Below are 25,965 nucleotides of genomic sequence, written 5' to 3'. Positions count from 1 at the left end.
GCCCTACAGGTACTTCTTGATCTCCCGCCGGGCCAGCGAGCGCTGGTGCACCTCGTCCGGGCCGTCCGCCAGCCGCAGCGTCCGGGCCGAGGCCCACAGCTCGGCGAGCGGGAAGTCCTGGCTCACCCCGCCCGCGCCGTGCAACTGCACCGCCTGGTCGAGGATAGCGACCACCGCGCGCGGGGTGGCGATCTTGATGGACTGGATCTCGGTGTGCGCGCCCCGGTTGCCGACCGTGTCCATCAGCCAGGCCGTCTTCAGCACCAGCAGCCGCAGCTGCTCGACGGTGACCCGGGCGTCCGCGATCCAGTTCTGCACGACGCCCTGCTGGGCCAGCGGCTTGCCGAAGGCGGTACGGGAGACCGCGCGCCGGCACATCAGCTCGATCGCGCGCTCCGCCATCCCGATGAGCCGCATGCAGTGGTGGATGCGCCCCGGACCCAGCCGGGCCTGGGCGATGGCGAAGCCGCCGCCCTCCTCGCCGATCAGGTTCGCCGCCGGCACCCGCACGTTGTCGAAGACGACCTCCGCGTGGCCGCCGTGCCAGTGGTCCTCGTAGCCGTACACCTGCATGGCACGCTTCACCGTCAGACCGGGGGTGTCCCGGGGGACGAGGATCTGCGACTGCTGGCGGCGGATGTCCGCGCCGTCCGGGTCGGTCTTGCCCATCACGATGAAGATCTCGCAGTCCGGGTTCATCGCCCCGGAGATGTACCACTTGCGGCCGTTGATGACGTAGTCACCGCCGTCGCGGATGATCCGGGTCTCGATGTTGGTCGCGTCCGAGGAGGCGACCTCCGGCTCCGTCATCGCGAACGCCGAGCGGATCTCCCCGGCCAGCAGCGGCTCCAGCCACCGCTTCTGCTGTTCGTCGGTGCCGAACTCGGCCAGCACCTCCATGTTCCCGGTGTCCGGCGCGGCGCAGTTGGTCGCGGTGGGCGCCAGGCGTGGCGAGCGGCCCAGGATCTCCGCCAGCGGCGCGTACTGGAGGTTGCTCAGCCCGGCCCCGTGCCCGGTGCCCGGCAGGAAGAGGTTCCACAGGCCCTGCCGGCGGGCCTCCGCCTTCAGGTCCGCCACGATCTGCGGGGTCTGCCACGGGGAGTCCAGTCCGGCGCGCTGCTCGTCCGCGATCCGTTCGGCCGGGTATACGTGCTCGTCCATGAAGGCGAGCAGCCGGGTGCGCAGCTCCTCGGTACGGGCGTCGAATGCGAAGTCCATGGGGTGGTTCAGCCTTCCTGGAGGGTGGTGAGGCCGTGCTCGATGAAGACGGGGACGAGGTCGCCGATGCGGTCGAAGCCGCCGCCGACCGTCTGGCCGAGGGTGTAGCGGTAGTGGATGCCCTCCAGGATCACGGCGAGCTTGAACCAGGCGAAGGCCGTGTACCAGGAGATGGCGGAGGTGTCGCGGCCGGAGCGGGCGGCGTAGCGCTCGATCAGCTCGGCGGGGGTCGGATGGCCGGGCGCGCCGCTGGTCGTGGAGACCGGCGACTCCGGCAGCCCCAGGTCGGAGCTGTACATGACGAGCAGCCCGAGGTCGGTCAGCGGGTCGCCGAGCGTGGACATCTCCCAGTCCAGCACGGCCTTGATCTCGTCGTCGGCGCCGATCAGCGCGTTGTCCAGGCGGTAGTCGCCGTGCACCACGGTGGGCGCGGGGGAGACGGGCAGCTCCCGGCCGAGCGCCGCGTGCAGTTCGTCGATGCCGGGCAGCTCGCGGTTGCGGGAGGCGTCCAGCTGCTTGCCCCAGCGGCGCAGCTGCCGGTCGAGGAAGCCCTCGGGCCGCCCGAAGTCGGCGAGCCCGACCGCCTCGGGGTCCACGGCGTGCAGTTCGACGAGCGTGTCGACGAGCGCGAGCACCGCGGCGCGGGTGCGTTCCGGGCCGAGCGGGGCCAGCTGCTCGGCCGTGCGGTACGGGGTGCCCTCGACGTACTCCATGACGTAGAAGGGCGCGCCGATCACCGAGTCGTCCTCGCAGAGGAGGAGCGGTTCGGGGACCGGGACGGCCGTCGGGTGCAGGGCGCTGATCACCCGGTGCTCGCGCTTCATGTCGTGCGCGGTGGCCAGGACGTGCCCCAGCGGGGGCCGGCGGACGACCCACTGGCCGGTGCCGTCGGTGACGACGTACGTCAGGTTCGACCGGCCGCCCTCCACGACGCGCGCGTCGAGCGGTCCGTTCACCAGTCCCGGACGCTCGCGGTCCAGGTGTCCGCGCAGCCGGTCGAGGTCGAGACCTGGCGGATGGACGTGGCTCATCGTGCGTACCTCCGGGGTGGGCGAACGGTCGCTCTCATGATGCCGACCAGTCGGTATGTCGTCCAGTGCGTCCGCGGAACCGGATGCGGGGACTCCGGTCCTGTCGTCCCCGGCCCTGGCGCTCGATCTCATCTCTGAATAGGGTTCACGTATGGATACCGCGCTGCTGATCGACGAAGTCCGGCTGACCCCGATCCTCATTGCCGACCCGCCCCTGCTCAACACCCAGGGCGTCCACCAGCCGTACACGCCCCGGCTCGTCGTGGAGGTCGTCACCCGGGGCGGGGTCACCGGCATCGGGGAGACCTACGGCGACGGCAAGTACCTCGAACTCGCCGCCCCCCTGGCCGCCGCCCTGCCCGGCCGCCCGGTCAGCGATGTGAACGGGCTGTTCGCCCTGGCCGACGAGGTGTGCGGTGATTCACGGGCGGCCGACGCGCGGGTCGACGCGGGCGGGCTGCGCGGCGTCCAGACCGCCGGCAAGCTGCGCCTCTCCGTGGTCTCCGGCTTCGAGGTGGCCTGCCTGGACGCGCTCGGCAAGGCGGTGGGGCTGCCGGTGCACGCGCTGCTCGGCGGCAAGGTCCGCGACCGGGTCGAGTACAGCGCGTACCTCTTCTACCGCTGGGCCGCCCACCCGGAGGGCGGCGGGCGCGACGACTGGGGCGCGGCCCTCGACCCGGCCGGCGTCGTCGCCCAGGCCCGCCGCTTCGCCCGCGACCACGGCTTCTCCTCCTTCAAGCTCAAGGGCGGCGTCCTCCCGCCCGACGAGGAGATCGCCGCCGTCCGCGCGCTCGCCGAGGCGTTCCCCGGACAGCCACTGCGCCTGGACCCCAACGGCGCCTGGTCCGTGGAGACCTCGCTGTACGTCGCCGAGCAGCTGAAGGACGTACTCGAATACCTGGAGGACCCGGCGAGCGGCACGGACGCGATGGCGGCCGTCGCGGCGGGCACGGACGTGCCGCTGGCCACCAACATGTGCGTCACCACGCTCGCCGAGGTCCCCGAGGCGTTCGCCCGGGACGCCGTCCAGGTCGTCCTGTCCGACCACCACTACTGGGGCGGGCTGCACCGCACCCGCGAACTCGCCGCGATCTGCCGTCTGCACGGCGTCGGGCTCTCCATGCACTCCAACACCCACCTCGGGATCAGCCTCGCCGCCATGACGCACGTCGCGGCCACCGTCCCCAACCTGGACTACGCCTGCGACAGCCACTACCCCTGGCAGACCGAGGACGTCATCACCGCCCGCCATGTCTTCGAGGACGGCCGCCTCACCGTCTCCGACGCCCCCGGCCTCGGCGTCGAACTCGACCGGGACCGGCTCGCCGCACTCCACCGGCGCTGGCTCGACGACGACGGCACCATGCGCGAGCGCGACGACGCCGCCGCGATGCGCAAGGCCGAGCCGGAGTGGCGCACCCCGTCCATCCCGCGTTGGTGACGCCCGGCTGAGTTGCGGGCGCCCCGGCGCGCCGCGAGGGTCGGAGTATGAAGGCGATCAGTTACAGCCGATTCGGCGACGAGGGTGTCCTGGAGTACGGCGAGCGGCCCGACCCGAAGGTGGGCCCCGACACCGTCCTGGTCAAGGTCCGGGCGGCGGCCGTGAACCCGGTCGACCGGCAGGCCCGCGAAGGCAATCTGGACGGCATGCTCGACACGGTCTTCCCGGTGGTCCCCGGCTGGGACGTCTCCGGGGTCGTCGTCCAGCCCGGCGTCGCCGTGGACGAGTTCGCGGTGGGCGACGAGGTCATCGGCTACGTCCGCGAGGACTTCCTGAGCCGGGGGACCTTCGCCGAATACGTGGCCGCGCCCGTGCGCACCCTCGCGCGCAAACCGCTGCGCCTGAGCTTCGAGGAGGCGGCGGGCCTGCCCCTGGCCGGGCTCACCGCCTACCAGGTCCTCCACCGCACCCTGCGCGTCCAGGAGGGTGACACCGTCCTCGTCCACGCGGCGGCCGGCGGCGTCGGATCGCTCGCCGTCCAGCTCGCCCGGCACGCCGGCTGCCGCGTCATCGGCACCGCGAGCGAACGCAACCACGACCATCTGCGGCGGCTCGGCGCGGAGCCCGTGGAGTACGGGGACGGGCTCGCGGACCGGCTGCGGGCACTGGCCCCCGACGGCATCGACGCCGCCTTCGACACCGTGGGCGGGGACGCCCTGCGCGCCTCCGCCGACACCCTGGGCCCCGACGGGCGCCTCGCCTCCATCGTGGACACCGAGGTCTTCTCGTACGGCGGCCGGTACGCGTTCGTACGGCCCGACGCCGACGATCTGGCGCACCTCGCGGAACTGGCCGAGCAGGGCATCGTCACGGTCCACGTCGACCGGGTCTTCCCGCTGGCCGAGACGGCGGCGGCCCAGCGGCTGAACGCCGAGGGACGCACACGGGGCAAGATCGTCGTCACGGTGGACTGGGACGCGCCGGAGGGCTGAGCGGGGCCGCGGCCCGTCAGAACAGCATCGCCGCCGCGAACACCGCCAGGGCCACCGTGCACGCGGCGGCCGTGATCGCGCCCCCCACCCCCATCGGCTCCGGGCGCGCGCCCCCCATCCTCTGCACCCGCCGGTTCGCGACCCACAGGAACCCCAGCCAGGCCAGCGCGCTCAGCGACAGCGCGATGACCCCCGCGCTCGTCGCCCCGGCGTGCAGCGTCTGCCGCACCGCCAGCACAGCCGCCACCGTGCAGGACAGCGTCGTACGCCGCCACGCCAGCCGGGTCCGTTCGGGCTGGAGGCCCGGGTCGCGCTCCTCGGCGGTCACCGGCCCTCCCAGCCGAAGAGGACCACCACCACCATCGCCACCGCCACCACGGCGACCGCGACGCTCAGCAGCGTCGGGAAACGGGAGACCGGCAGGTCCTCGCCGCGCCGCATCGCCCGCTCGCACCGCACCCAGTGGTTGACCGCCCGCAGCGCGCACAGCACACCGGCCGCCAGCAGCGCGAGCGCCAGGCCGGCCCGTACCCCCCACGAGAGCTCCGGCAGGAACTGGTCGACGGCGAAGCCCCCGCCGATCAGTGCCAGCGCCGTCCGGATCCAGGCCAGGAAGGTCCGCTCGTTGGCGAGCGAGAAACGGTAGTCCGGGGTCTCGCCCTCGGCGCGGATGCGCTGCGGCGCGAACCACAGCCGCAGGCTCTGTACGAATTCGTTCACGCGTGGACCTTATCCGCCGCTTTTCCGTTCACTCGCGACCGGTTGCGGCCGCTTCCCGGAAGGCCCGCAGCCGCCGGTAGCAGTCGAGCCCGTCCGGCACCCACAGCCAGTCGTCGAGCCGCCGCTCCAGCTCCCCGTCCTCCAGGAAGGTGTGCCAGGCGACCTCCTCCACCTGCGGCCGCACCGGCAGTTCACACCTGACCTGGTAGACGGACGACCACCAGGTGTGCCGGCCGCCCTCGTACAGGAATCTGAACAGCGGCTCCGGGCGGGGGAGCCCCGAGACGCCCAGCTCCTCCTCGGCCTCCCGCAGCGCCGCCTCGTCGTAGCTCTCGCCCGCGCCGACCACCCCGCCGACGAACATGTCGTAGTGCGAGGGGAACACCAGCTTGGTCGCGGTCCTGCGGTGCACGAAGACCCGGCCCCCGGCGTCCCGGGCCTCGATGAACACGCACCGGTGGCGCAGGCCCCGGGCCGTCGCCTCGCCGCGCGGGGCCTGCCCCACGACCACGTCGTTCTCGTCGACGATGTCCAGGATCTCGTCAGAAGGTGTCATGCCCGCCATCCAACAGCAGACCTCCGGCACCCCGCCCGGCCCGGGGCCTCAGCGCTGCTGGAGGCTGTGCGTACCGCGCCGCACCGGTCCCTCGGGCATCGCCGGGTGCAGGCCCAGCAGCACGATCCCGGTCACGATCGCCGCGAGCCCGACGGCCTGCCAGGCCAGCGCACCCGTGCCGGTCCGCACCTGGTCGCCCATGAACCCGATCCCGCAGGCGATCCCGGCCAGCGGCTGGGCCGCCGTCAGGGCGGGCAGCGACATCCGCAGCGGCCCCGTCTCGAAGGCGCTCTGCACCAGCAGCAGGCCCGTCACCCCGATGACGAGCACCGCGTACGGCTGCCAGGACGTCACCAGGCCCGACCAGCCGCCCTCCGAGAAGCGCTGCCCGCTGACCCGGGTCAGCGCGTCCTGCAACCCGTAGAGCAGCCCGGCCGCCACCGCGAGCATCGCCGGGGACGCGGCCGACCGCCGGCGCTTGGCGAACGCGGTGAGCAGCAGGGCGAGCCCGGCCACCACGCCCACCACCAGCCAGTGCCGCAGCGGACTGGAGACCGCCCGGCCGCCCTGCGGTTCGCCCGCCAGCAGGAACGCGGCGACCCCGCCGGCCAGCAGCCAGAGCCCCGCCCAGCCCTGCCGGCCCAGCCGCTGGCCGGTGCGGTGCCGGGACAGGGCCATCGCGAAGAGCAGGTTGGTCGCCAGGAGCGGTTCGACGAGGGAGACCTCGCCCTTGCCGAGCGCCAGGGCGCCCAGCACCATGCCGCACACCATGAGTCCGATGCCGGCCAGCCAGCTGCGCACCTTCATCAGGTCGAGCAGCAGCCGGAACGTCAGGTAGTCGCGCTTGGGCGCGTGGGCGGCGGCGGCCTGCTGGAGCACGAAGCCGAAGCCCAGGCAGCAGGCGGCAGCCACGGCGAGCACGAGGACCAGCACCGACACGTCTCCACCCCACGTCAGGCCGGAAGAGGGTGATGTGGTTCGACGATAGCGCCTGGCCCCGGCGGGCGCGGGGACAGCGCGGCCGACCGGGCGGTTGACGTGGGGACGGGCGGTGCCGAAGATCTGACGCACCAGTAACTTCGCGAGCCCCCGACAAGGATGGAAGCCATGGCGTACGACGCTGATGTGATCGTGATCGGGGCGGGACTCGCGGGGCTCGTGGCCACCGCCGAACTCGTGGACGCGGGCCGCTCGGTCATCCTGCTGGACCAGGAGCCCGAGCAGTCGCTCGGCGGCCAGGCGCACTGGTCCTTCGGCGGCCTCTTCCTCGTCGACTCGCCCGAGCAGCGCCGGATGCGCATCAAGGACAGCCACGAGCTGGCCCTGCAGGACTGGCTGGGCACGGCCGGTTTCGACCGCGAGGAGGACCACTGGCCGCGCAAGTGGGCCGAGGCGTACGTCGACTTCGCCGCCGGTGAGAAGCGTTCCTGGCTGCACGCCCAGGGCATGCGGTTCTTCCCCGTCGTCGGCTGGGCCGAGCGCGGCGGCTACGACGCGAACGGCCACGGCAACTCCGTGCCCCGCTTCCACATCACCTGGGGTACGGGCCCCGGCGTCGTCGCCCCCTTCGAGCGCCGGGTGCGCGAGGGCGTCGCCAAGGGCCTGGTCACCTTCCGCTTCCGCCACCGGGTCACCGGACTGGCCCGCACCGGGGGCGCCGTCGACACGGTGACCGGCGAGATCCTGGAGCCGAGCGCCGCCCCGCGCGGGACCGCGAGCAGCCGTGAGGCCGCCGGCACCTTCGAGCTCAGGGCCCAGGCGGTGATCGTCACCTCGGGCGGCATCGGCGGCAACCACGACCTCGTACGCGAGCAGTGGCCCGACCGGCTCGGCACCCCGCCGGCCAAGCTGCTCTCCGGGGTCCCCGCGCACGTCGACGGGCTGATGCTCGGCATCGCCGAGGAGGCGGGCGCCCACCACATCAACCGCGACCGGATGTGGCACTACACCGAGGGCATCGAGAACTGGAACCCCATCTGGGACAAGCACGCCATCCGCATCCTGCCCGGCCCGTCCTCCCTCTGGCTGGACGCGACCGGCAAGCGGCTGCCCGTCCCCCTCTTCCCGGGCTTCGACACGCTGGGCACCCTCGAACACATCATGCGCACCGGCCACGACTACACCTGGTTCGTCCTCGACCGGAAGATCATCGGCAAGGAGTTCGCGCTCTCCGGCTCCGAGCAGAACCCCGACCTGACCGGCAAGTCGGTCCGCGACGTCATCGGCCGGGCCCGCGCGGACGTGCCGGGCCCGGTGAAGGCGTTCATGGACAACGGCGTGGACTTCGTCGTCGAGAACGACCTCGGCGCCCTCGTACGCGGCATGAACGCGCTCACCGGGGACGGGCTCATCGACGAGGACGCGCTGCGCCGCGAGATCACCGCCCGCGACCGGGAGATCGCCAATCCCTTCACCAAGGACCTCCAGATCACCGCCATCCGGGGTGCCCGCACCTACCTCGGCGACAAGCTGATCCGCACGGCGACGCCCCACCGCATCCTCGACCCCAAGGCCGGGCCGCTCATCGCCGTACGGCTGAACATCCTGACCCGCAAGTCGCTCGGCGGCCTGGAGACCGACCTGTCCTCCCGCGTCCTGACCGGGGACGGCACCCCGCTGGACGGGGTGTACGCGGCGGGCGAGGCGGCCGGCTTCGGCGGCGGCGGGGTGCACGGCTACCGCTCCCTGGAAGGCACCTTCCTCGGCGGCTGCATCTTCTCCGGCCGGGCGGCGGGCCGCGCGGCGGCGAAGGCGGTCGGCTGAGGGATTCCCACCTGGGACGCGTCCGTCCGGTGGGGTTCCTGGGCCGGAACCGGTGCCGAGGCGCCGGATCCGGGCATGGGAAGAAGATGCCAGGAGTAGCCGAACCCGTCATCAACCTCGTCCGGCGCACCACCGAGCCCGTGGCCGCGCAGACGCTGCGCTCCACGGGCGCGGCGGTGATCGCCTATGCCGTGGCGACCGCGACGCTGACCGAACCCGCACCCCTGACCGCACCGCTGACCGCGCTGCTCGTCGTCCAGGTGACCCTCTACGCCACCGTCAACATGTCGGTCAAACGTGTGGTGGCCGTCATCGTCGGCGTCCTCATCGCGAGCGGCTTCAGCGCCCTGGTCGGCATTTCCTGGTGGAGCCTGGGGCTGACCATCTTCACGGCGCTGATCATCGGCAGACTGGTCCGGGTGGACGAGTTCGTCCCCGAGGTGGCGATCAGCGCCATGCTCGTCCTCGGTGTCACCTCGGGAACCGCGCGATCCAGCATGGCGTGGGAGCGCGTCTTCGAGACGCTGATCGGCGCAGGCGTGGGCCTGCTGTTCAACCTGCTGTTCGCCCCGCCCGTGTGGGTGCAGACCGCGGGCGCGTCCATCGACGGACTGGCCCGCGAGATGGGGCAGATGTTCCGCGACCTGGGCAGCGACCTCGCCCGTCCGGTGACCGTCGCGGAGGCGGCCGACCGGCTGCACCGGGCCCGCCGGCTCGACCACGACATCGTGGAGGTGGACGCCTCCCTGCGGCAGGCCGAGGAAAGCCTGATGTACAACCCGAGGGTGCGGCAGGGGCTGCTGCACCGCGTGGTCCTGCGCACCGGCCTCGACACGCTGGAGATCTGCGCGGTCGTCGTACGGGTGCTTTCCCGGACGCTGACCGACCTCGCCAAGGACCGGGTGGACGAACCGCTCTTCCAGGCCGAGGTCGCCGGGCACCTCACGGAGCTGTTCGAACAGATGGCGGGGGCCATCGAGAGCTTCTCGCTGCTCATCACGACCCCGGTCGCCGCCAGCGCCGAGGAGGCCGAGGACCGGCTCACCGACGCGCTCGACGCCAGCCGGGTGACCCGCGACATGGTGGCGGACATGCTGCTGGCCGCCGTACAGGAGCACCCCCGGAAGTGGCAGCTGCACGGGGCGCTGCTCGCCGAGGTGGACCGCATCCTGGACGAGCTCGACATCGAGAAGCGGGCCGAACGCCTGGGCCAGGAACTCGACCGCCGCTCCGCCTACCTCCACGAACGCCATCCCCGGCTGCTCGCGTTCCGCCGCCGCCTGGACCTGGTGAAGGACGCGGGCCGGGAGAAGCGGAGGGGGGCCGGGGTGCGGTGAGGGCGCGGGGGCTCAGTCCTCGTCGGGGCCGATGCGCTCGACGACCCGGAACCGTTCGGCGACGATCATCGTGTCGTCGCCGACCGTGAACTCCGGGTCGCCGAGCCCGTCCCGCATCTCCTCGCTGTGCCAGAACCGCTCGTGGCCCGCCCGCCACTCGGCGACCGACGCGTAGCCCTCGCCCTCGTCCAGCGCGTGCTGGAGGTCCACGTCCGCCAGCCGGAGCACGCGCACCTCGGTCACTTCGAGTACGGCGATCTCCCGGCCGTCCGAGTCGATGAGGGCGGACCGCTCACCGACCGGGGGCAGCTCCTCCTTCTCGATCTCGTACTCCACGAGCAGGCCGGAGGTCGACACCTTGCGCCCGTCCAGGACCGCGGCGACCAGCTGGTCGCGCAGCGGCCCCGGGAAGGCGAGCAGGCAGGGCTTGAGCGCTTCACGGTTCTCCATGGCGCCAGTCTGGCATCCGCCGCACAGGCCCTGAGGCGGCTACAACACCAGGGACAGCAGCAGGATGAAGACCAGCGAGGTCACGGAGATGATGGTCTCCATCACCGACCAGGTCTTCACCGTCTGGCCCACGTCCATGCCGAAGTACTCCTTCACCAGCCAGAACCCGGCATCGTTGACGTGGCTGAAGAAGAGCGAGCCCGCGCCCACGGCGAGGACCAGCAGGGCCGCGTGCGAGGTCGACATGTCGGCCGCCAGCGGGGCGACCAGACCGGCCGCCGAGATCGTCGCCACGGTCGCCGAACCGGTCGCGAGCCGGATCGCCACGGCGATCAGCCAGCCCAGCAGCAGGGCCGGGATCGACCAGTCCTCGGAGAAGTCCAGGATCATCTGGCCCACGCCCGCGTCGATCAGCGTCTGCTTGAAGCCGCCGCCGGCGCCCACGATGAGCAGCACACCGGCGATCGGGGCGAGGGACTTCTCCACGGTGGTGGAGAGCCGCCCCTTCGTGAAGCCGGCTGCGCGGCCCAGCGTGAACATGCCGACGATCACGGCCGCGAGCAGCGCGATCAGCGGCGAGCCGATCACATCGGTGACCTTCTGGAGCCCCTGCTCCGGGTCGTCCACCACGATGTCGACGAGCGCCTTGACGAGCATCAGCACGACGGGCAGCAGGATCGTGGCGAGGGTGGCGCCGAAGCCGGGCCGACGCTCCAGGTCCTCGGAGGGGCGCTGCGGGATCATCTTCTCCGGCGCCTTGATGTCCACCCAGCGGGCGGCGAAGCGGGAGAAGACCGGGCCGGCCAGGATCACCGTCGGGATGGCGACGACCACGCCGAGGGCCAGCGTGACCCCGAGGTTGGCGTCGAGGGCGTCGATCGCGACGAGCGGACCGGGGTGCGGCGGGATGAGGCCGTGCATCACGGACAGGCCGGCCAGGGCCGGGATGCCGATGCGCATCAGCGAGTAGTTGCCGCGCTTGGCGACGAGCAGCACGACCGGGATCAGCAGGACGATCCCGACCTCGAAGAACAGCGGCAGCCCGATGATCGAGGCGATGAGGACCATCGCCCACGGCATGGCCCGCTTGCTGGTCCTGGCCAGGATCGTGTCGACGATCTGGTCGGCGCCGCCCGAGTCGGCGAGCAGCTTGCCCAGGATCGCGCCGAGCGCGATGAGGACGCCGACGCCCGCGACGGTCGAGCCGAGGCCCGCGGTGAAGCTCGCTATCGTCTTCGCCGGCGCGGCTCCGGCGAACGAACCGAGCGCCAGGGAGCCGATGGTCAGCGCGAGGAACGCGTGCATCTTGAACTTGGTGATGAGCAGGACGATGACGGCGATGCCCGCCAGGACGGCGATGCCCAACTGGGCGTTGCCGGCCGAGGTGATCGGTTCGACGGCGTCCGCTGCCAGCGTCTCGACGCTGAGACTGGTCACGGTGGTGGTCCTTAGCTGTCGAGCCGGCGCAACGCGGCGACGGCTCGCTGGGTGATTTCTTCGGGGGTGCCGGAGACGTCCACGGAGACGCCGGCCTCGTCGTCCTCCAGGGGCTGGAGGGTGGCGAACTGCGAGTCGAGGAGAGCGGTCGGCATGAAGTGGCCCTTGCGGGCCGCCATCCGCTCCTCGATGAGGGACCGGTCGCCGGTCAGGTGCAGGAAGACGGCGCCCGGGGCCTCGGCGCGCAACCGGTCGCGGTAGGCGCGCTTGAGGGCCGAGCTGCTGACGACCCCGCCGAGCCCCGCCCGGCCGTGCGCCCACTGCCCGATCGCGTCGAGCCAGGGCCACCGGTCCGCGTCGTCCAGCGGAGTGCCGGCCGACATCTTGGCGATGTTCGCGGGGGGATGGAAGTCGTCGCCCTCGGCGTACGGAACGCCCAGTGCGGCGGCGAGCAGGGGGCCGATCGTGGTCTTGCCGGTCCCTGCCACGCCCATCACCACGACGACGTGGGGGGTGCTCATTACGGTGCCTCGCTGTCTCTGCGATGTCTTCCTCGACATCGGTCCGTCGCGCCACTGAAACCTATACGTACGACTTATTCAAGAGGGTGTGACATAAACGTCGTACTTAATGGCTCCGGAGGCCGCCCCGTACCCTGGGCCCATGACCACACCTGCCCAGGGGCTCCACACGCATGTCCTGGACGCCCTGGGCCTGGAGATCGCCGCCGGGGAGCACCCGCCCGGCCAGGTGCTGCGTACGGACGAGCTGGCGCAGCGCTTCGACGTCTCGCGCACGGTGGTCCGCGAGGTGGTCCGGGTCCTGGAGTCCATGCACCTGGTCGAGTCGCGCCGCCGGGTCGGCGTGACCGTACGGCCGACCGAGGCGTGGAACGTGTACGACCCCCAGGTCATCCGGTGGCGACTGGCCGGCGCCGACCGCCCCCGCCAGCTGCGCTCCCTCACCGTCCTGCGCTCCGCGATCGAACCCGTCGCCGCCTCGCTCGCCGCCCGCAACGCCACCCCCGAGCAGTGCGCCGAGCTGACCGAACGCGCCCTCGGCATGGTCGCCACCTCGCGCGGCCAGCAGCTGGAGGGCTACCTCGCCCACGACATCGCCTTCCACCGCATCGTCCTCAACGCCTCCGGCAACGAGATGTTCGCGCGCCTGGGCGACGTGGTCGCCGAGGTCCTCGCGGGCCGCACGCACCACCAGGTGATGTTCGAGGACCCCGACCCGGCGGCCGTCACCCTCCACGTCCGGCTCGCCGAAGCCGTGCGCGAGGGCGACGCGGCCGAGGCGGAGCGCCTGACGAAGGAGATCGCCGTCGGCGCCCTGCACGAGCTGGACGTTCTCGCGCCCTGAGACCGCCCGCCGCCCCGCACGGCGTACCGTGGCCCGTGATCGATCCCGGGAAATCCGGGAGCACCGGTCTCAGCGAAGAGTCGGGAAAAGGGAGTCCACGGGAATGCCGCAGCACGTACAAGGGGTCATCGCACCGGGAAAGAACGAACCGGTGCGCGTCGAGACGATCGTCATCCCGGACCCCGGCCCCGGTGAGGCCGTGGTGAAGGTCCAGGCGTGCGGCGTCTGCCACACCGACCTGCACTACAAGCAGGGCGGCATCAACGACGAGTTCCCCTTCCTCCTCGGCCACGAGGCCGCGGGCGTCGTGGAGTCCGTCGGCGAGGGCGTCACCGATGTGGCCCCGGGCGACTTCGTGATCCTCAACTGGCGTGCGGTGTGCGGCCAGTGCCGCGCCTGTCTGCGCGGGCGCCCCTGGTACTGCTTCGACACGCACAACGCGAAGCAGAAGATGACCCTGCTCGACGGCACCGAGCTGTCCCCGGCCCTGGGCATCGGAGCCTTCGCCGAGAAGACCCTCGTCGCCTCCGGCCAGTGCACCAAGGTCGACCCCGAGGTCGCCCCCGAGGTGGCAGGGCTGCTCGGCTGCGGCGTCATGGCGGGCATCGGCGCCGCCATCAACACCGGTCAGGTCGGGCGCGGCGACTCGGTCGCCGTCATCGGCTGCGGCGGCGTCGGCGACGCCGCGATCGCGGGCGCTCGGCTGGCCGGCGCGGCGAAGATCATCGCCGTGGACATCGACGACCGCAAGCTGGCAACGGCGAAGTCGATGGGCGCCACCCACACCGTCAACTCCCGCTCCACCGACCCCGTCGAGGCCATCCGCGAGCTGACCGGCGGCAACGGCGCCGACGTCGTCATCGAGGCCGTCGGCCGCCCGGAGACGTACAAGCAGGCCTTCTACGCCCGCGACCTCGCCGGAACCGTCGTCCTCGTCGGCGTCCCCACCCCCGACATGCAGCTCGAACTCCCGCTGCTCGACGTCTTCGGCCGCGGCGGCTCGCTCAAGTCCTCCTGGTACGGCGACTGCCTGCCGTCCCGCGACTTCCCGATGCTGATCGACCTCCACCAGCAGGGCCGCCTCGACCTCGCCGCGTTCGTCACCGAGACCATCGGCCTCGGCGACATCGAGCAGGCCTTCGGCCGGATGCACGACGGCGACGTCCTGCGCTCGGTGGTGGTGTTCTGATGGCCGCCCGCATCGACCACCTCGTCACCTCCGGCACCTTCGCCCTCGACGGCGGCGAGTGGGACGTCGACAACAACGTCTGGATCGTCGGCGACGACACCGAGGCCGTCGTCATCGACGCCGCGCACGACGCCACCGCGATCGAGGAAGCCCTCGGCGGCCGCACGCTGCGCGCCATCATCTGCACCCACGCGCACAACGACCACATCGACGCCGCCCCGGCCCTCGCCGACGCCACCGGCGCACCGGTCCTGCTGCACCCGGACGACCTGCCGCTGTGGAAGCAGACCCACCCCGACCGGGCCCCCGACGGCGAACTGGCCGACGGTCAGGAGATCACCGTCGCCGGCACCACGCTGACCGTGTTGCACACCCCGGGGCACGCCCCCGGCGCGGTCTGCCTGTACGCCCCCGGCCTGGCCACCGTCTTCACCGGGGACACGCTCTTCCAGGGCGGCCCCGGCGCCACCGGCCGGTCCTTCTCGTCGTTCCCGGTGATCGTCGACTCGATCAGGGACCGGCTGCTCACCCTGGACCCGGCGACCGAGGTGCGCACCGGGCACGGCGACTCCACCACCATCGGCGCGGAGGCCCCGCACCTCGACGAGTGGATCGGCCGGGGCCACTGATCGCCCGTCAGCCCTCCGGCCACGCGGAGAGCCGCAGCCCGCTCTCGAAGCGGCGCGGCTCTCCCGTGACCGGGTCGGTGAACTCCAGCACCCGGGCCAGCAGTTGCAGCGGACGCGAGAAGTCGCCCGGTGCCGCGTCCGGCAGGACCGCCGGGTAGACCGGGTCGTTGACCAACGGCAGGCCCAGGCTGTTCATATGGACCCGCAACTGGTGCGTACGCCCGGTGGCGGGCAGCAGCCGGTAACGGCCGAGCCCGCCCCGGTGCGCCGTCAGCTCGATCCGGCTCTCGCTGTTCGCCTCCCCGGCCTCCTCGCGCGCCGCGAGCACCCCGCGCTCCTTCACGATCCGGCTGCGCACCGTACGCGGCAGCGCGAGTCCCGGATCGTACGGGGCCACCGCCTCGTACTCCTTGCGCACCAGCCGGTCCCGGAACAGCGTCTGGTACGTCCCCCGGTCCCCGGGCCGCACCACGAACAGCACCAGCCCCGCCGTCAGCCGGTCCAGCCGGTGCGCGGGCTGGAGCCGCGGCAGGTCCAGATCGCGGCGGAGCCGGGCCACCGCCGTCTCGGTGATGTGCCGGCCACGCGGCATCGTCGCCAGGAAGTGCGGCTTGTCCGCGACGACCAGATGCGCGTCCCGGTAGACCACCCCCACCGGGAACGGCACCGGCTCCTCCGGCGCGAAGTCCCGGTGGAACCACAGGTAGCGGCCCGCCGTGTACGGCTCGTCGCCGGAGACCGGGCCCGCCGTCGACACGAACCGGCCCCCGGCGAGCAGCGCCTCCACCCGGTCCGCGCCGATCGCCCCGGCGAACCGGTCGAGGAGATGGTCCCCGACCGTCGCCCACCGGCTCTCCGGGTCGGCCGGGAGCCGCACCCGGACGGGGTCGACGCCGTCGCGCTGGGGGAGCGGCGACGGCGGCGGCTTCGCCCGGCCCCTCACCGGGGGCACCCGCCCGGCACCGGGAAACTGCTCGTTCTCATGGTGCCGGGCATCCTTTCACGGGCCCCGGGGCGGCTCAGGACGCGGGGAACGTGAGCTTCTGCGGGGCGCAGCCGATCCGCTCGGCCTCCGCCGCCGCGTAGGCCGGCAGCAGGTCACGGGTGAAGGTGAACCGGTCGCCCTTGCCCGCCGGGCGCAGCTGCTCCAGCACGAAGATCACCGGGCCGGTCTGGCAGACCGCCCGGTACACCGCCCGGTTCCCGCCGATCTTTCCGTAGCCCCGGCTGCCCTTGACGGGCGCACCGGACCGCAACGAGTCCCAGGAGTAGATCTCGGCCAGCGCCGGGTCCACCACCGTCGTCAGCCGCACGGACGCCTCCCGGAAGCTGGTCCCCGCCTCGCACACCCGCGCCGGACCACCCTCGCCGCCGACCTGGGTCCTCCGCAGGCTGCTGCGGTACGCCGCAGGCAGGGTGAGACCCTTGATCCCGCAGAAGGCGGACGGCTCGGTCCTGTCCCACTCCACCGGCGCCTGCAGATCGCGCGGCTCCCGGTACGTGCCGGAGCAGCCGAACTCGTCGATGACGCCGTTGGCCGCGTCGATGAGGGCGCCGGTCAGGGCGTTGCGGTCGCGCAGCGTGTACTCGCGGGAGACCTCGAAGCCCGCCCGGCCCATGGCGATGTCCACCACCGTGGGCCCGGTGAACTCGTCGCGCCCCGTGCACGCCTGCGGCAGCGCGATCCAGGCGCGCGTGGAGGACGTCATGCCCGGCAGCCCCTCGCCGAGCGGCACCATGCCCGAGGCCAGGAACTCGCTCGGCCAGTCCTGCGAGTCGGTGCCCCGCAGCCCGTCCAGCCGGCGCACGTTCACGGTGACCTGGCGGCGGGCCCGGTCGCCGTCGTAACCGGTGATGCGGCACTGTCCGTACGCACCGCCGTCGCCCATCGGACCGGTGCGCAGCGACTGCTCGTCGACCTCGGTCCTGCGGTCGCCGAACAGCGCGTCCATGGAACCGGAGCCCAGCGAGTCCCAGCAGGGGGAGGGCCCCAGCAGCGGAAGCGTGTCCGTGCGCCAGGCGACCGTACCGGCGCCGACGAGCGCACCGGCCAGCGCGGCGACGGTGACGGCCCGGGCGGTACGGCTGCGCAGCAGACGGCGGACGAAGGAGGGCCGGGGGCCCTCGGGCGGCGGGGGTGCGGTGTCCGGCACGGGCGTCTCCTCGTGCTGCGCCCCAGTGGTCTCCTCGTTCACGCGTCCTCACCGCTTCCGCACCCGATGCGCTTGCCCACGGACTCGACGAAGCTGTTGAACACCTTCTGATCGGAGGGGCGTCCCCGGTCCTGGAGACCGGCCTCCACATGCCCGTAGAACACGGTCCGCCGCCCGTCGCAGCTGCGGCGCACCAGCCCCTGCCCCGAGCCCTCCGGCATGCCCTCGAACAGGTCCGCCAGACGGCTCCCGTTCGCCATCACGTACTGCGCGGACGGCTCGTCGGGCATCCGCAGGATCTTCCACACCACCGAGCACGTCTGCAGCCGGTCGGTGACCGCGCCCACCTGCTCCTTGAAGCGCGAGCCCGTGCCGTACTCGAAGTCCATCCCCGGTATCCGGCACAGCGGTGACGCGGCGGACTCCTCGTCCTCGGCCACCGCCACCATCGGGGAGCTGCTGCGCAGAGACTGTGCGGGTGCACACCCCGCCTTGTCCATACCGGTGTTGGCGGCGTCGAGCAGCATCCGCAGGACGTCTGCGCGGGTGCCGATCGTGAACGGCATCGCGACCTTGCCGAGATGGCCGTCACCGGTGCGCTCGCTGCGGATCGTCACCACGGTCGGCGAGCCGTCCCGGTCGCAGGCCGACGGCAGCACCAGCATCCCCCGGTCCCCGGCGACCAGCCCGTCGAGCCCGTCCGGCAGCGGGGAAGCCGATCCGTGGAAGTACCGGGCCAGCCAGTCCCGGTGCTCCTTCACCTCGGCGGGTACGGGCCCGAACTCCACGGTCACCGACTCCTTGAAGGTCAGCGGCTCGTCGGAGTCGTCGTCCTCGACCTCGGAGGTGACGGCCACCGTGCAGGTCCCCTGCGGGCGGGCGGCCGAGGGCGCCGCGGACTCGGTGGAGCGGCGCTCGGAGCCGGACTTTCCCAGCGCCTCGTCGCCCAGGAAGGACGCGCCGCTGTTCTGCTCCCACGCGCCCCAGCAGTAGCTGTCACGGAACGGCGGGCTGTCCGTTGCCCACAGAGTGGTGCCCGTCGCCAGCACCGCCGCGGCCACCACCCCGGCGACGACCGTGGTTTTCCGCCTGCCGATGCCCATCACATTCCCCCTTGTGAAGCAGTAAAGATCACGTAAAACGCCGATGCTACGACGCCGCCGGAAGCCCGGCCGAAGGGGGTCGCGGGCCCGACTCGGAACAGAACGGTCCCGGTTGCCGATTACGTACCTACAACGCGAGAGGCCCACGGTTCCCTGGGGAACCGTGGGCCTCTCGATGGTGTCCGAGGGGGGACTTGAACCCCCACGCCCGATAAAGGGCACTAGCACCTCAAGCTAGCGCGTCTGCCATTCCGCCACCCGGACAAGGTGTCTGTCTCGCGGGCCTGGCCCGTTCCGACGTGGAAAACCATAGCAAACATTGGAGGGTGCTCGATCACGCCCGGTCCCGTGTGAAGGCGGCATGACGAGGCGCGGGGGGCCTTGGGTGCGCGGGCGGCGCGCGGGAGGATGAGAGGGAGCACCACAGCGACAGTGGAAGGAACCAGCGTGAGCGAGAGCAATGGGGCCCGGAGCGGCTCGGGCGAGACCGCCGAGAACGAGGTGGTGGACCTCTGTCGTGACCTGATCCGGATCGACACCAGCAACTACGGCGACCACTCCGGGCCGGGCGAGCGGGCCGCCGCGGAGTACGTGGCCGAGAAGCTCGCGGAGGTCGGGCTCGAACCCAGGATCTTCGAGTCCCACAAGGGCCGCGCCTCCACCGTGGCGCGGATCGAGGGCGAGGACCCGTCCCGGCCGGCCCTGCTGATCCACGGCCACACCGACGTCGTCCCGGCCAACGCGCACGACTGGACGCACCACCCGTTCTCCGGCGAGATCGCGGACGGCTGCGTGTGGGGCCGGGGCGCGGTCGACATGAAGGACATGGACGCGATGACGCTCGCGGTGGTGCGCGAGCGCATGCGCAGCGGCCGCAAGCCCCCGCGCGACATCGTGCTGGCGTTCCTCGCGGACGAGGAGGCGGGCGGCACGTACGGGGCCCGCTACCTCGTGGACAAGCACCCCGGCCTGTTCGAGGGCGTCAGCGAGGCGATCGGCGAGGTCGGCGGCTTCTCGTTCACCGTCAACGAGAACCTGCGGCTCTACCTCGTCGAGACGGCCCAGAAGGGCATGCACTGGATGCGGCTGACCGTGGACGGCACGGCGGGCCACGGCTCCATGACCAACGACGACAACGCGATCACCGAGCTGTGCGAGGCCGTCGGGCGGCTCGGCCGGCACACCTGGCCGGTGCGGGTGACCAAGACGGTGCGCTCCTTCCTGGACGAGCTGTCGGACGCGCTCGGCACCCCGCTGGACCCGGAGGACATGGAGGCCACCCTGGCCAAGCTGGGCGGCATCGCCAAGATGGTCGGCGCCACCCTGCGCAACTCCGCCGCCCCGACCATGCTCGGCGCCGGCTACAAGGTCAACGTGATCCCCGGACAGGCCACCGCCCACGTCGACGGGCGCTTCCTGCCGGGGTACGAGGAGGAGTTCCTGGCCGACCTCGACCGCATCCTCGGCCCCCGCGTCCGGCGCGAGGACGTGCACGGGGACAAGGCGCTGGAGACCGACTTCGACGGCGCGCTCGTGGACGCCATGCAGACGGCGCTCAAGGCCGAGGACCCGATCGCCCGCGCCGTCCCGTACATGCTCTCCGGCGGTACGGACGCGAAGTCCTTCGACGACCTGGGCATCCGCTGCTTCGGATTCGCCCCGCTGAAGCTGCCGCCGGAGCTCGACTTCGCGGGCATGTTCCACGGCGTCGACGAGCGGGTTCCGGTCGAGGGCCTGAAATTCGGCGCCCGGGTCCTGGACCGTTTCATCGACCACAGCTGAGCCTCCAGGGCGTAATTCGCCAGCGTGTACGCCTATAACCGGAACGAGTGAATGGAGCGTTTGGCTCGTAGCCCCGTCACCCCCTCCTCGTTACAGGTGATGCGGTCCGCGGCTGGGACCGTGTTTGCCAACTAGGAGGAATCATGATCAAGAAGATCGTCGCCGCTGCGGCTGCCACCGGTGGCCTGGTGCTCGCCGGCGCCGGCATGGCCGTCGCCGACTCGGGTGCCCAGGGTGCCGCCATCGGCAGCCCCGGCGTCATCTCGGGCAACGTCATCCAGGTTCCCGTCCACGTTCCCGTGAACGTGTGCGGCAACACGATCAACGTGATCGGGCTGCTGAACCCGGCCTTCGGCAACGTCTGCGTGAACGACTGACGTTGCGCGTCAACCCGTAAGGGTTTGAGCCCGCTCGGCCCCGGAGCGCACTCCATGCGCTCCGGGGCCGTCGGGTCCTTTGCCTCCGCACGGTAGTCCGGGGGTACTCCGGAAGGTAGAAGGCAGGAAACACCTATGCGACAGGTCACGCGAAAAGGCCTGATCACCATGGCGGCCGCGGGCGGCGTTCTCGCGCTCAGCGGCGGTTACGCGCACGCCGACGCGGGAGCGTCCGGCGGCGCTTCGAATTCCCCGGGGGTGCTTTCAGGGAATTCGGTGCAGGTTCCGGTCAATGTGCCGGTCAATGTCTGCGGAAACTCCGTCGACGTCGTCGGGCTGCTCAACCCGGCCTTCGGCAACACCTGCCGGAACGGCTCGGGCGGCGCGTCCGCCGGCGGGCACGGCGCAGCGTCGAGCACGTCCGGCGGTCACACCGGCCACCACGCCTCCGACGAGCGCGGGCACGGGGCGCAGGGCGGCAGCGGCAAGCACCGGGGCGCACGCGGCGACGGCGGGGGCGGTGCCACCGCCGAGGGGTACACGCAGGGGTCACCCGGTGTGCTTTCGGGCAACCAGATCCAGGCGCCCATCGACATCCCCGTGAACGCCTGCGGCAACAGCATCGACGTCGTCGGTCTGCTGAACCCGGTGTTCGGCAACACGTGCGAGAACGAGAGCACGCCAGCACCGCCGGTCGACGTTCCGGAACCGCCGGTCCGCCACGTCACCCCGCCGACTCCCGAGCCGCACGTCCCGAACGTGCCGGAGCCGCAGACCGAGCCGGAGGCACCGCAGCTCGCGCACACCGGCGCGGGCGGCCTCGACGTGCTCATCCCGGCGAGCGCGGGCCTGCTGCTGGCCGGCATGGGCACGGTGCTCTACCGCCGCGCCAAGGCCGCCGCCTGACGGCAGCGAGCGCGACGAGACGAAGCGAACGGGCCCCGCGGCGACCGCGGGGCCCGTTTCGCGTGCTCAGACGGGCTGTGGCCGGTCCGTCCGGCTCACCACGTGGCCCGCAGCTGACGGATGATCCGGCGGCGCAGCCGCACGCGGCGGCTGCCGTCCCGGCGCAGGGTCAGACGGTCCAGCTCCCAGTGCCCGTACTCGGCATGGTCGGTCAACAGGCGGGCCGTGTCCTTCCGGGACACCCCGCGTGGTACGTACACATCGACAAATTCGTATTCCGGCATCGAATCCATTGTGCGGGCAAGGCCCCGGTACGGATAGCGTCTGCCCCATGTCTGATGCTGCGCAGCCCACCGCTGCCGAGGTACGCGCCGCCGCCGATGCGGTGAAAGCCGCGATCGACCACCACCTCGCGGCGGTCGAACGCCGGTCGGGGGACGATGATCCCGCTGTCTACGACGCGTTCAACGCATTGGCCGCCGCGGCCGAGGCCTACGACGAACTCCTCTACGACCGCCACGACGAGGTCACCCCGTTCGAGATCCCGGGCGAGCAGGACTCCCTGCCGCCCTACAACGGACCCGACGAGCCGCACGCGCTCAGCGTGCTGATCCGCCGCGACTACGCGGTGGTGGAGCCCCAGCGGCTGCTGGCCCAGGCACAGCGCCTCGCCGACGCGGACCCGGACGACCGGGACGGCGGGGGCGCGGCGGTCGTCGGCGGCAGCGTCCACGCCGCACTGGGGGTGCTCTTCGGGGAGTACGAGGCGGACGAGATCGCCTCCCGGCACACGGAGTTCGGCCTGGAGGAGGGCGACTCCACGCTCTGGGTCGCCGCGGCGGACGAGCTTCCGGAACCGGGGGAGTGGCTGGCCGCGCCGTTCGACGACGCGGACCCGCAGCTGGTGGTCTGCCGTTTCGACGTCAGCGCCGTCTTCGACGAGGACGACCTCGACGACGAACCGGAGGGACCGGCTCACAACATCGGCTGACCGCCGCCCGCCCCGGGAACGGCCTCAGGGCCCCCGCGCACGCGCCAGGCGTCCGCGGGGGCCCTCCGGTTGCGGCTCACTGCTCCTGAGACTCCTGCGAGGCCTCCAGGAGCGCCCGCAGGCGCGTGGTGCGTTCCTGGGCGGGCACCTCGGCCACCGCGCGCGGCAGGGCCTGGTCGACGCCGTGCACCACGGACAGGTGCCGCTCGCCCCGGCCGAACGCGGTGTAGACCCACGGCCGGGTCAGCCCCCGCGCCGCGTCGCCCGGCAGCACCACGACCGCGGCCGGCCACCGCATCCCGGCCGCCTGATGCGCACTGAGCGCCCACGCGTGGCGCACGGACCCGGCGACCCGCTCCTGCGGTACGACGACCGGGGTCCCCGCACAGTCCAGGTGCAGGCCCTCCGCGTCCGCCGACACGACCGCGCCGGGCACCGTCCGCCCCGGCGCCGGGACATGGGCGACCCGGTCGCCCGGGTCGAAGCCGCCGAAGCGGCCCGGGCCGGGGTTGAGCCGCTGCTTCAGCGCCTCGTTCAACGCCCGGGTGCCCGCGGGGCCGCCGTGGCCGACGGTGATCACCTGGGTGTCGGCGGCCGGCACCCCGATGGCGCGCGGCACCGAGTCGGCGACGAGCTGCACGGTGCGGTGCACCGCCTCGCCCGGGTCCCGGACGGGGACGATGACGACCTCCTTGCCCGGCGCCTCCACCTGGTTCAGCTCGCCGATGCCGATGCCCGAGACCAGCTCGCCGATCGGGCCGGCATCCGGGGTGCGGGAGACGACGCGGGGGCAGGCGCGGGCCGCCAGCACGTCGGCGAACACCTGTCCGGCGCCCGCCGAGCCCAGCACGTCCGGGTCGCCGCTGAGCACCAGGCGGGTGCCGTCGGCCAGGGACTCCACGAGCATCGCGCCGGTCTCGACGTCCAGCTGGGGCGCGTCCAGCACGACGAGCAGGTCGAGGGCGAGCGCCCCCTCCTCGTCCCGTCCGGGGCCCTCGGCGCCCGACAGCAGCCCGGCGAGGGTGACCGCCGCCTCGGGGGCGCCCGCGTCCTGCGCGAGGCGCCGGCGGCCGTCCACGCTGTGCGCCGCGCCCAGGGCCCGCAGGCCGAGCCTTCGGGCGGCGGCGATCAGCGCGGCGGGTTCGGCGCGGGCCGCCTCGCCGCCCGTGTGCGCGACGAGGCCGTGCGCGGCCGCCGCGCGGATCAGCTCGGCGGCCGACGGCGAGGGCTCGGCGGAGGCCGCCTGCGACCAGTCCGCGTCCTTGTCGCCGCCGTTGACCAGGCGGGCCAGGCCGTCGGCCAGGCTCTCCTCCGCCAGCGCGTACCGGTCGAGGCCGAGCAGGACCTGCACCGGCGCGGTGGGCTCCTCGTCCGCCGCCTCCTGCGTTTCGCCGGCCTCCTCGGGGCCGTCCTGGAAGACCAGCACGACGCCCTCCGCGACGGCGTGCTGCACGGCCGCGGCGGGGTCGGTGACCCCCCGGCCGCCCAGTGCCGTACGCACCTGGTCGGCGTCCAGCGCGGTGTGGCCCCGGAGCGCGGCCTGCTCCAGGAGCCAGCCGGTCAGCGCGGCGGTGCGCCGCTCGTCGTCCGGGCCGGCTGCCGTGCCGAGCAGTGCCCGCGCGAAGCCGTCCGCCTGGTCGGGCCCGACGCCGGGCAGGGCCAGCAGCTGCCAGGGGTCCTCGCGCAGGATCTCGGCGGCCCGGTCGCCGAGCAGGCTCGCGGCGGGCCCGGCCAGGGCGGCAGGGGCCCCGCCGGCGGAGAGAGCGGCCGCCACCGCGTCGACGGTCTCGGGCGGGGCGGCCCGGGGCGCGGGGGCGGGCTCGGGGGCCCGCTGCCTTACCGGCTCGGGGGCGGGGGCGGCCCGGCGGGCCGGCGTCGGGGCGGGGGAGTCGAAGTACGCGGTGGCGGGCTTCTGCCCGCTCTCCACCGCCCGGACGGCCGCCAGCAGATCGGCCGCCGTACCGCTCAGCTTCGCCCCGGCATCGATCGGCCCGTCCTTCTCGGCCTTCCGCTTCTCGATCCGCTCCAGCAACTCCCGCTGAGCGGCGAGCTCGGCCTCGGCCTCGGACAGCCCGGGGCCGCCTTCGCCGCCGCTCTGACCGCCGGCGTCGGACTCGGCGCCAGAGGGAGCATCCGGCGCCTCGCTTCCACCCGCCGAGCCGCCGACATGCGCCCCGCCGCCGTCGCGTGCACCCTCGCCCGCCGCCGCGCCGTCCCGCGCGCCGTCCGGGCCGGCCTCTTCCGCGCCGGAGCCGTCCGGCGGGCCGCCGACGGCCCCGCCGGCGTCGGCATGCGCGTCGTCGCCGGCGGCCGCGCCAACCGGCGTACCGCCCGCCGCCGCGCCGTCCCGCGAGTCGCTCGGGTCGCCCCCCTCCGTGCCGGAGCCGTCCCGCGCCGCGCCGCGGTCGCCCGCCGCGCCAGCGGCACCCGCACCGGCAGGGCCCGGCTCGTCCGTGGTGGCGACGGTGTCGTCGGCCGGGGGGCCGGGGGATTCGCCCCGGGGTAGCGCGGTCACAGCGTGCTCCAGTCCTGGTCGGGATAGCGGTGCACGGGCGCCGACACGTCGTCGAGCGCCTGGCAGATCTCGTCAGGAAGACTAAGCGCCTCCACTGACAACGCCTCCGTCAGCTGCTGCGCGTTGCGCGCGCCGACGATCGGTGCCGCCACCCCGGGCCGGTCCCTGACCCAGGCCAGCGCGACCTGGACGGGGGACGTGGCCAGCCCCTCCGCGGCGGTCGTCACGGCGTCCACGATGCGGCTCGCCGCGTCGTCCAGGTACGGCTCGACGAAGGGGGCCAGCAGTTCGGACGCGCCGCGCGAGCCGGCCGGTGTCCCCGTGCGGTACTTGCCGGTCAGCACGCCCCGCCCCAGTGGCGACGAGGGCAGCAGCCCGACGCCGAGGTCCAGCGCGGCGGGCAGCACCTCGCGCTCGACGCCGCGCTGGAGCAGCGAGTACTCCATCTGCGTCGCGGCCAGCCGGGTCCGCGTCCCGGGCGCCGCCAGCTGCCAGGTCGCGGCCTTCGCCAGCTGCCAGCCGCAGAAGCCGGACACCCCGGCATAGCGGGCGCGCCCGGAGGACACCGCGAGGTCCAGGGCCTGGAGCGTCTCCTCCAGCGGGGTCTCCGGGTCGAACGCGTGGAGCTGCCACAGGTCCACGTAATCCGTGCCGAGCCGGCTCAGCGAGGCGTCGAGGGCCGTCAGCAGATGCCCGCGCGAGGCGTCGACCCTGCGGTACGGGTCGGCGACGCTGCCCGCCTTGGTCGCGATGACCAGGTCGCGCCTGGGCACCAGCCCGTCCACGAGCCGCCCGAGCAGGTACTCGGCCTCGCCGCCGCCGTACACGTCGGCCGTGTCGACCAGGGTGCCGCCCGCTTCCCAGAACGCCTTCAGCTGCTCGGCGGCGTCGTGCTCGTCGGTGTCCCGGCCCCAGGTGAGGGTGCCGAGCCCGATCCGGGACACTCGAAGGCCGGTGCGGCCCAGATGCCTCTGCTCCATGAGCGCTGAGATTACTGGCCACCGCCGCAC

26 protein-coding genes and 1 tRNA gene are annotated in these 25,965 nt (G+C 72.9%); 11 read left to right on the top strand and 16 right to left on the bottom strand.

The annotated features are described in order from the left end of the window. Positions 1 to 3 precede the first annotated feature (3 nt). Both OG242_RS05180 and OG242_RS05175 read right to left on the bottom strand, forming a co-directional pair. Entirely contained in the window at positions 4 to 1,218 is a 1,215-nt protein-coding gene (locus OG242_RS05180) for an acyl-CoA dehydrogenase family protein (RefSeq protein ID WP_405897011.1), read from the bottom strand. A gap of 8 nt (positions 1,219 to 1,226) precedes the next feature. Continuing rightward, complete coding sequence (locus OG242_RS05175; RefSeq protein ID WP_405897010.1) at positions 1,227 to 2,249, bottom strand: phosphotransferase family protein; 1,023 nt, start codon at positions 2,247 to 2,249, stop codon at positions 1,227 to 1,229. A gap of 151 nt (positions 2,250 to 2,400) precedes the next feature. On the opposite strand from OG242_RS05175, the gene OG242_RS05170 reads away from it, so the two are divergent. Both OG242_RS05170 and OG242_RS05165 read left to right on the top strand, forming a co-directional pair. Then, positions 2,401 to 3,690, top strand: coding sequence for an enolase C-terminal domain-like protein (locus OG242_RS05170; protein WP_405897009.1), 1,290 nt, complete (start codon positions 2,401 to 2,403; stop codon positions 3,688 to 3,690). A gap of 47 nt (positions 3,691 to 3,737) precedes the next feature. Continuing rightward, positions 3,738 to 4,682: an NADP-dependent oxidoreductase gene (locus tag OG242_RS05165; protein ID WP_405897008.1), complete on the top strand. Its 945-nt coding sequence runs from the start codon at positions 3,738 to 3,740 to the stop codon at positions 4,680 to 4,682. A gap of 16 nt (positions 4,683 to 4,698) precedes the next feature. Here the strand turns inward: OG242_RS05165 and OG242_RS05160 are convergent, their stop codons facing one another. Genes OG242_RS05160 through OG242_RS05145 form a run of 4 tightly spaced genes read right to left on the bottom strand, consistent with a single transcriptional unit; the run spans position 4,699 to position 6,897 of the window. Further along, entirely contained in the window at positions 4,699 to 5,010 is a 312-nt protein-coding gene (locus OG242_RS05160; protein ID WP_405897007.1) for a DUF202 domain-containing protein, read from the bottom strand. Further along, a complete protein-coding gene (locus tag OG242_RS05155) occupies positions 5,007 to 5,402 on the bottom strand; it encodes a YidH family protein (RefSeq protein WP_093709544.1) in 396 nt (131 codons plus the stop codon). Before OG242_RS05155 ends, OG242_RS05160 begins: the two co-directional genes overlap by 4 nt. A 28-nt stretch (positions 5,403 to 5,430) precedes the next feature. Then, positions 5,431 to 5,958 carry an NUDIX domain-containing protein gene (locus OG242_RS05150; RefSeq protein WP_405897006.1) on the bottom strand — a complete coding sequence of 176 codons (528 nt, stop codon included), beginning with the start codon at positions 5,956 to 5,958 and terminating at the stop codon, positions 5,431 to 5,433. Between the two features lie 48 nt (positions 5,959 to 6,006). Beyond that, a complete protein-coding gene (locus OG242_RS05145; protein ID WP_405897005.1) occupies positions 6,007 to 6,897 on the bottom strand; it encodes a DMT family transporter in 891 nt (296 codons plus the stop codon). Between the two features lie 168 nt (positions 6,898 to 7,065). Here OG242_RS05145 and OG242_RS05140 point away from each other — a divergent pair, with 168 nt between their 5' ends. Further along, the gene (locus tag OG242_RS05140; RefSeq protein ID WP_405897004.1) at positions 7,066 to 8,721 is read left to right on the top strand and encodes an FAD-binding dehydrogenase; all 1,656 of its coding nucleotides are present in this window, start codon (positions 7,066 to 7,068) and stop codon (positions 8,719 to 8,721) included. Positions 8,722 to 8,807: 86 nt separating this feature from the next. Further along, entirely contained in the window at positions 8,808 to 10,058 is a 1,251-nt protein-coding gene (locus OG242_RS05135) for an FUSC family protein (protein WP_405897003.1), read from the top strand. A gap of 12 nt (positions 10,059 to 10,070) precedes the next feature. Here the strand turns inward: OG242_RS05135 and OG242_RS05130 are convergent, their stop codons facing one another. From OG242_RS05130 to OG242_RS05120, 3 genes are read right to left on the bottom strand one after another with little or no spacing between them, the layout of a single operon-like run. Continuing rightward, the gene (locus tag OG242_RS05130; protein ID WP_405897002.1) at positions 10,071 to 10,508 is read right to left on the bottom strand and encodes an ASCH domain-containing protein; all 438 of its coding nucleotides are present in this window, start codon (positions 10,506 to 10,508) and stop codon (positions 10,071 to 10,073) included. A 39-nt stretch (positions 10,509 to 10,547) separates the two neighbouring features. Next, on the bottom strand, positions 10,548 to 11,945 hold the full coding sequence (locus OG242_RS05125; protein ID WP_405897001.1) for a GntP family permease: 1,398 nt from the start codon (positions 11,943 to 11,945) through the stop codon (positions 10,548 to 10,550). An 11-nt stretch (positions 11,946 to 11,956) separates the two neighbouring features. Then, entirely contained in the window at positions 11,957 to 12,466 is a 510-nt protein-coding gene (locus OG242_RS05120) for a gluconokinase (RefSeq protein ID WP_093709553.1), read from the bottom strand. 142 nt (positions 12,467 to 12,608) lie between these two features. On the opposite strand from OG242_RS05120, the gene OG242_RS05115 reads away from it, so the two are divergent. The 3 genes from OG242_RS05115 (at position 12,609) to OG242_RS05105 (ending at position 15,128) form a co-directional block, all read left to right on the top strand. Next, entirely contained in the window at positions 12,609 to 13,310 is a 702-nt protein-coding gene (locus tag OG242_RS05115; RefSeq protein ID WP_405897000.1) for a FadR/GntR family transcriptional regulator, read from the top strand. 103 nt (positions 13,311 to 13,413) lie between these two features. Next, a complete protein-coding gene (locus OG242_RS05110) occupies positions 13,414 to 14,499 on the top strand; it encodes an S-(hydroxymethyl)mycothiol dehydrogenase (protein WP_405896999.1) in 1,086 nt (361 codons plus the stop codon). Then, the gene (locus tag OG242_RS05105) at positions 14,499 to 15,128 is read left to right on the top strand and encodes an MBL fold metallo-hydrolase (RefSeq protein WP_405896998.1); all 630 of its coding nucleotides are present in this window, start codon (positions 14,499 to 14,501) and stop codon (positions 15,126 to 15,128) included. The genes OG242_RS05110 and OG242_RS05105 overlap by 1 nt, the downstream gene beginning before the upstream one ends. Before the next feature lie 7 nt (positions 15,129 to 15,135). Here the strand turns inward: OG242_RS05105 and OG242_RS05100 are convergent, their stop codons facing one another. The 4 genes from OG242_RS05100 to OG242_RS05085 form a co-directional block, all read right to left on the bottom strand. Next, positions 15,136 to 16,071: a pseudouridine synthase gene (locus tag OG242_RS05100; RefSeq protein WP_405896997.1), complete on the bottom strand. Its 936-nt coding sequence runs from the start codon at positions 16,069 to 16,071 to the stop codon at positions 15,136 to 15,138. A 76-nt stretch (positions 16,072 to 16,147) separates the two neighbouring features. Beyond that, positions 16,148 to 17,323 carry a hypothetical protein gene (locus OG242_RS05095; protein ID WP_405896996.1) on the bottom strand — a complete coding sequence of 392 codons (1,176 nt, stop codon included), beginning with the start codon at positions 17,321 to 17,323 and terminating at the stop codon, positions 16,148 to 16,150. Then, positions 17,320 to 18,384 carry a hypothetical protein gene (locus OG242_RS05090; protein WP_405896995.1) on the bottom strand — a complete coding sequence of 355 codons (1,065 nt, stop codon included), beginning with the start codon at positions 18,382 to 18,384 and terminating at the stop codon, positions 17,320 to 17,322. Before OG242_RS05090 ends, OG242_RS05095 begins: the two co-directional genes overlap by 4 nt. Before the next feature lie 176 nt (positions 18,385 to 18,560). Next, a tRNA-Leu gene (locus OG242_RS05085) sits at positions 18,561 to 18,648 on the bottom strand. 183 nt (positions 18,649 to 18,831) lie between these two features. Here OG242_RS05085 and OG242_RS05080 point away from each other — a divergent pair. From OG242_RS05080 to OG242_RS05070, 3 genes are all read left to right on the top strand, one after another. Then, positions 18,832 to 20,166: a M20/M25/M40 family metallo-hydrolase gene (locus tag OG242_RS05080; protein ID WP_405896994.1), complete on the top strand. Its 1,335-nt coding sequence runs from the start codon at positions 18,832 to 18,834 to the stop codon at positions 20,164 to 20,166. Positions 20,167 to 20,309: 143 nt separating this feature from the next. Beyond that, positions 20,310 to 20,543 carry a chaplin ChpH gene (gene chpH / locus OG242_RS05075; RefSeq protein ID WP_239226107.1) on the top strand — a complete coding sequence of 78 codons (234 nt, stop codon included), beginning with the start codon at positions 20,310 to 20,312 and terminating at the stop codon, positions 20,541 to 20,543. Positions 20,544 to 20,678: 135 nt separating this feature from the next. Further along, positions 20,679 to 21,449, top strand: coding sequence for a chaplin (locus OG242_RS05070; protein WP_405896993.1), 771 nt, complete (start codon positions 20,679 to 20,681; stop codon positions 21,447 to 21,449). Positions 21,450 to 21,544: 95 nt separating this feature from the next. Here OG242_RS05070 and OG242_RS05065 read toward each other — a convergent pair whose 3' ends face one another. Next, positions 21,545 to 21,733 carry a DUF5703 family protein gene (locus OG242_RS05065; RefSeq protein WP_018103708.1) on the bottom strand — a complete coding sequence of 63 codons (189 nt, stop codon included), beginning with the start codon at positions 21,731 to 21,733 and terminating at the stop codon, positions 21,545 to 21,547. A 47-nt stretch (positions 21,734 to 21,780) separates the two neighbouring features. Between OG242_RS05065 and OG242_RS05060 the strand changes: the two genes are divergently transcribed. Further along, entirely contained in the window at positions 21,781 to 22,440 is a 660-nt protein-coding gene (locus OG242_RS05060) for a hypothetical protein (RefSeq protein ID WP_405896992.1), read from the top strand. Between the two features lie 76 nt (positions 22,441 to 22,516). Here OG242_RS05060 and OG242_RS05055 read toward each other — a convergent pair whose 3' ends face one another. Continuing rightward, positions 22,517 to 24,955, bottom strand: a complete 2,439-nt coding sequence (locus tag OG242_RS05055; RefSeq protein ID WP_405896991.1) for a helix-hairpin-helix domain-containing protein — start codon at positions 24,953 to 24,955, stop codon at positions 22,517 to 22,519. Further along, positions 24,952 to 25,935, bottom strand: a complete 984-nt coding sequence (locus OG242_RS05050) for an aldo/keto reductase (RefSeq protein WP_405896990.1) — start codon at positions 25,933 to 25,935, stop codon at positions 24,952 to 24,954. Before OG242_RS05050 ends, OG242_RS05055 begins: the two co-directional genes overlap by 4 nt. Positions 25,936 to 25,965: the final 30 nt, after the last annotated feature.

Origin of the sequence: Streptomyces sp. NBC_00727, from assembly GCF_045161745.1 — a bacterium.
In the GTDB taxonomy this organism is placed as follows: Bacteria; Actinomycetota; Actinomycetes; order Streptomycetales; family Streptomycetaceae; genus Streptomyces.
This window is presented reverse-complemented; position numbering and strand designations above follow the sequence as displayed.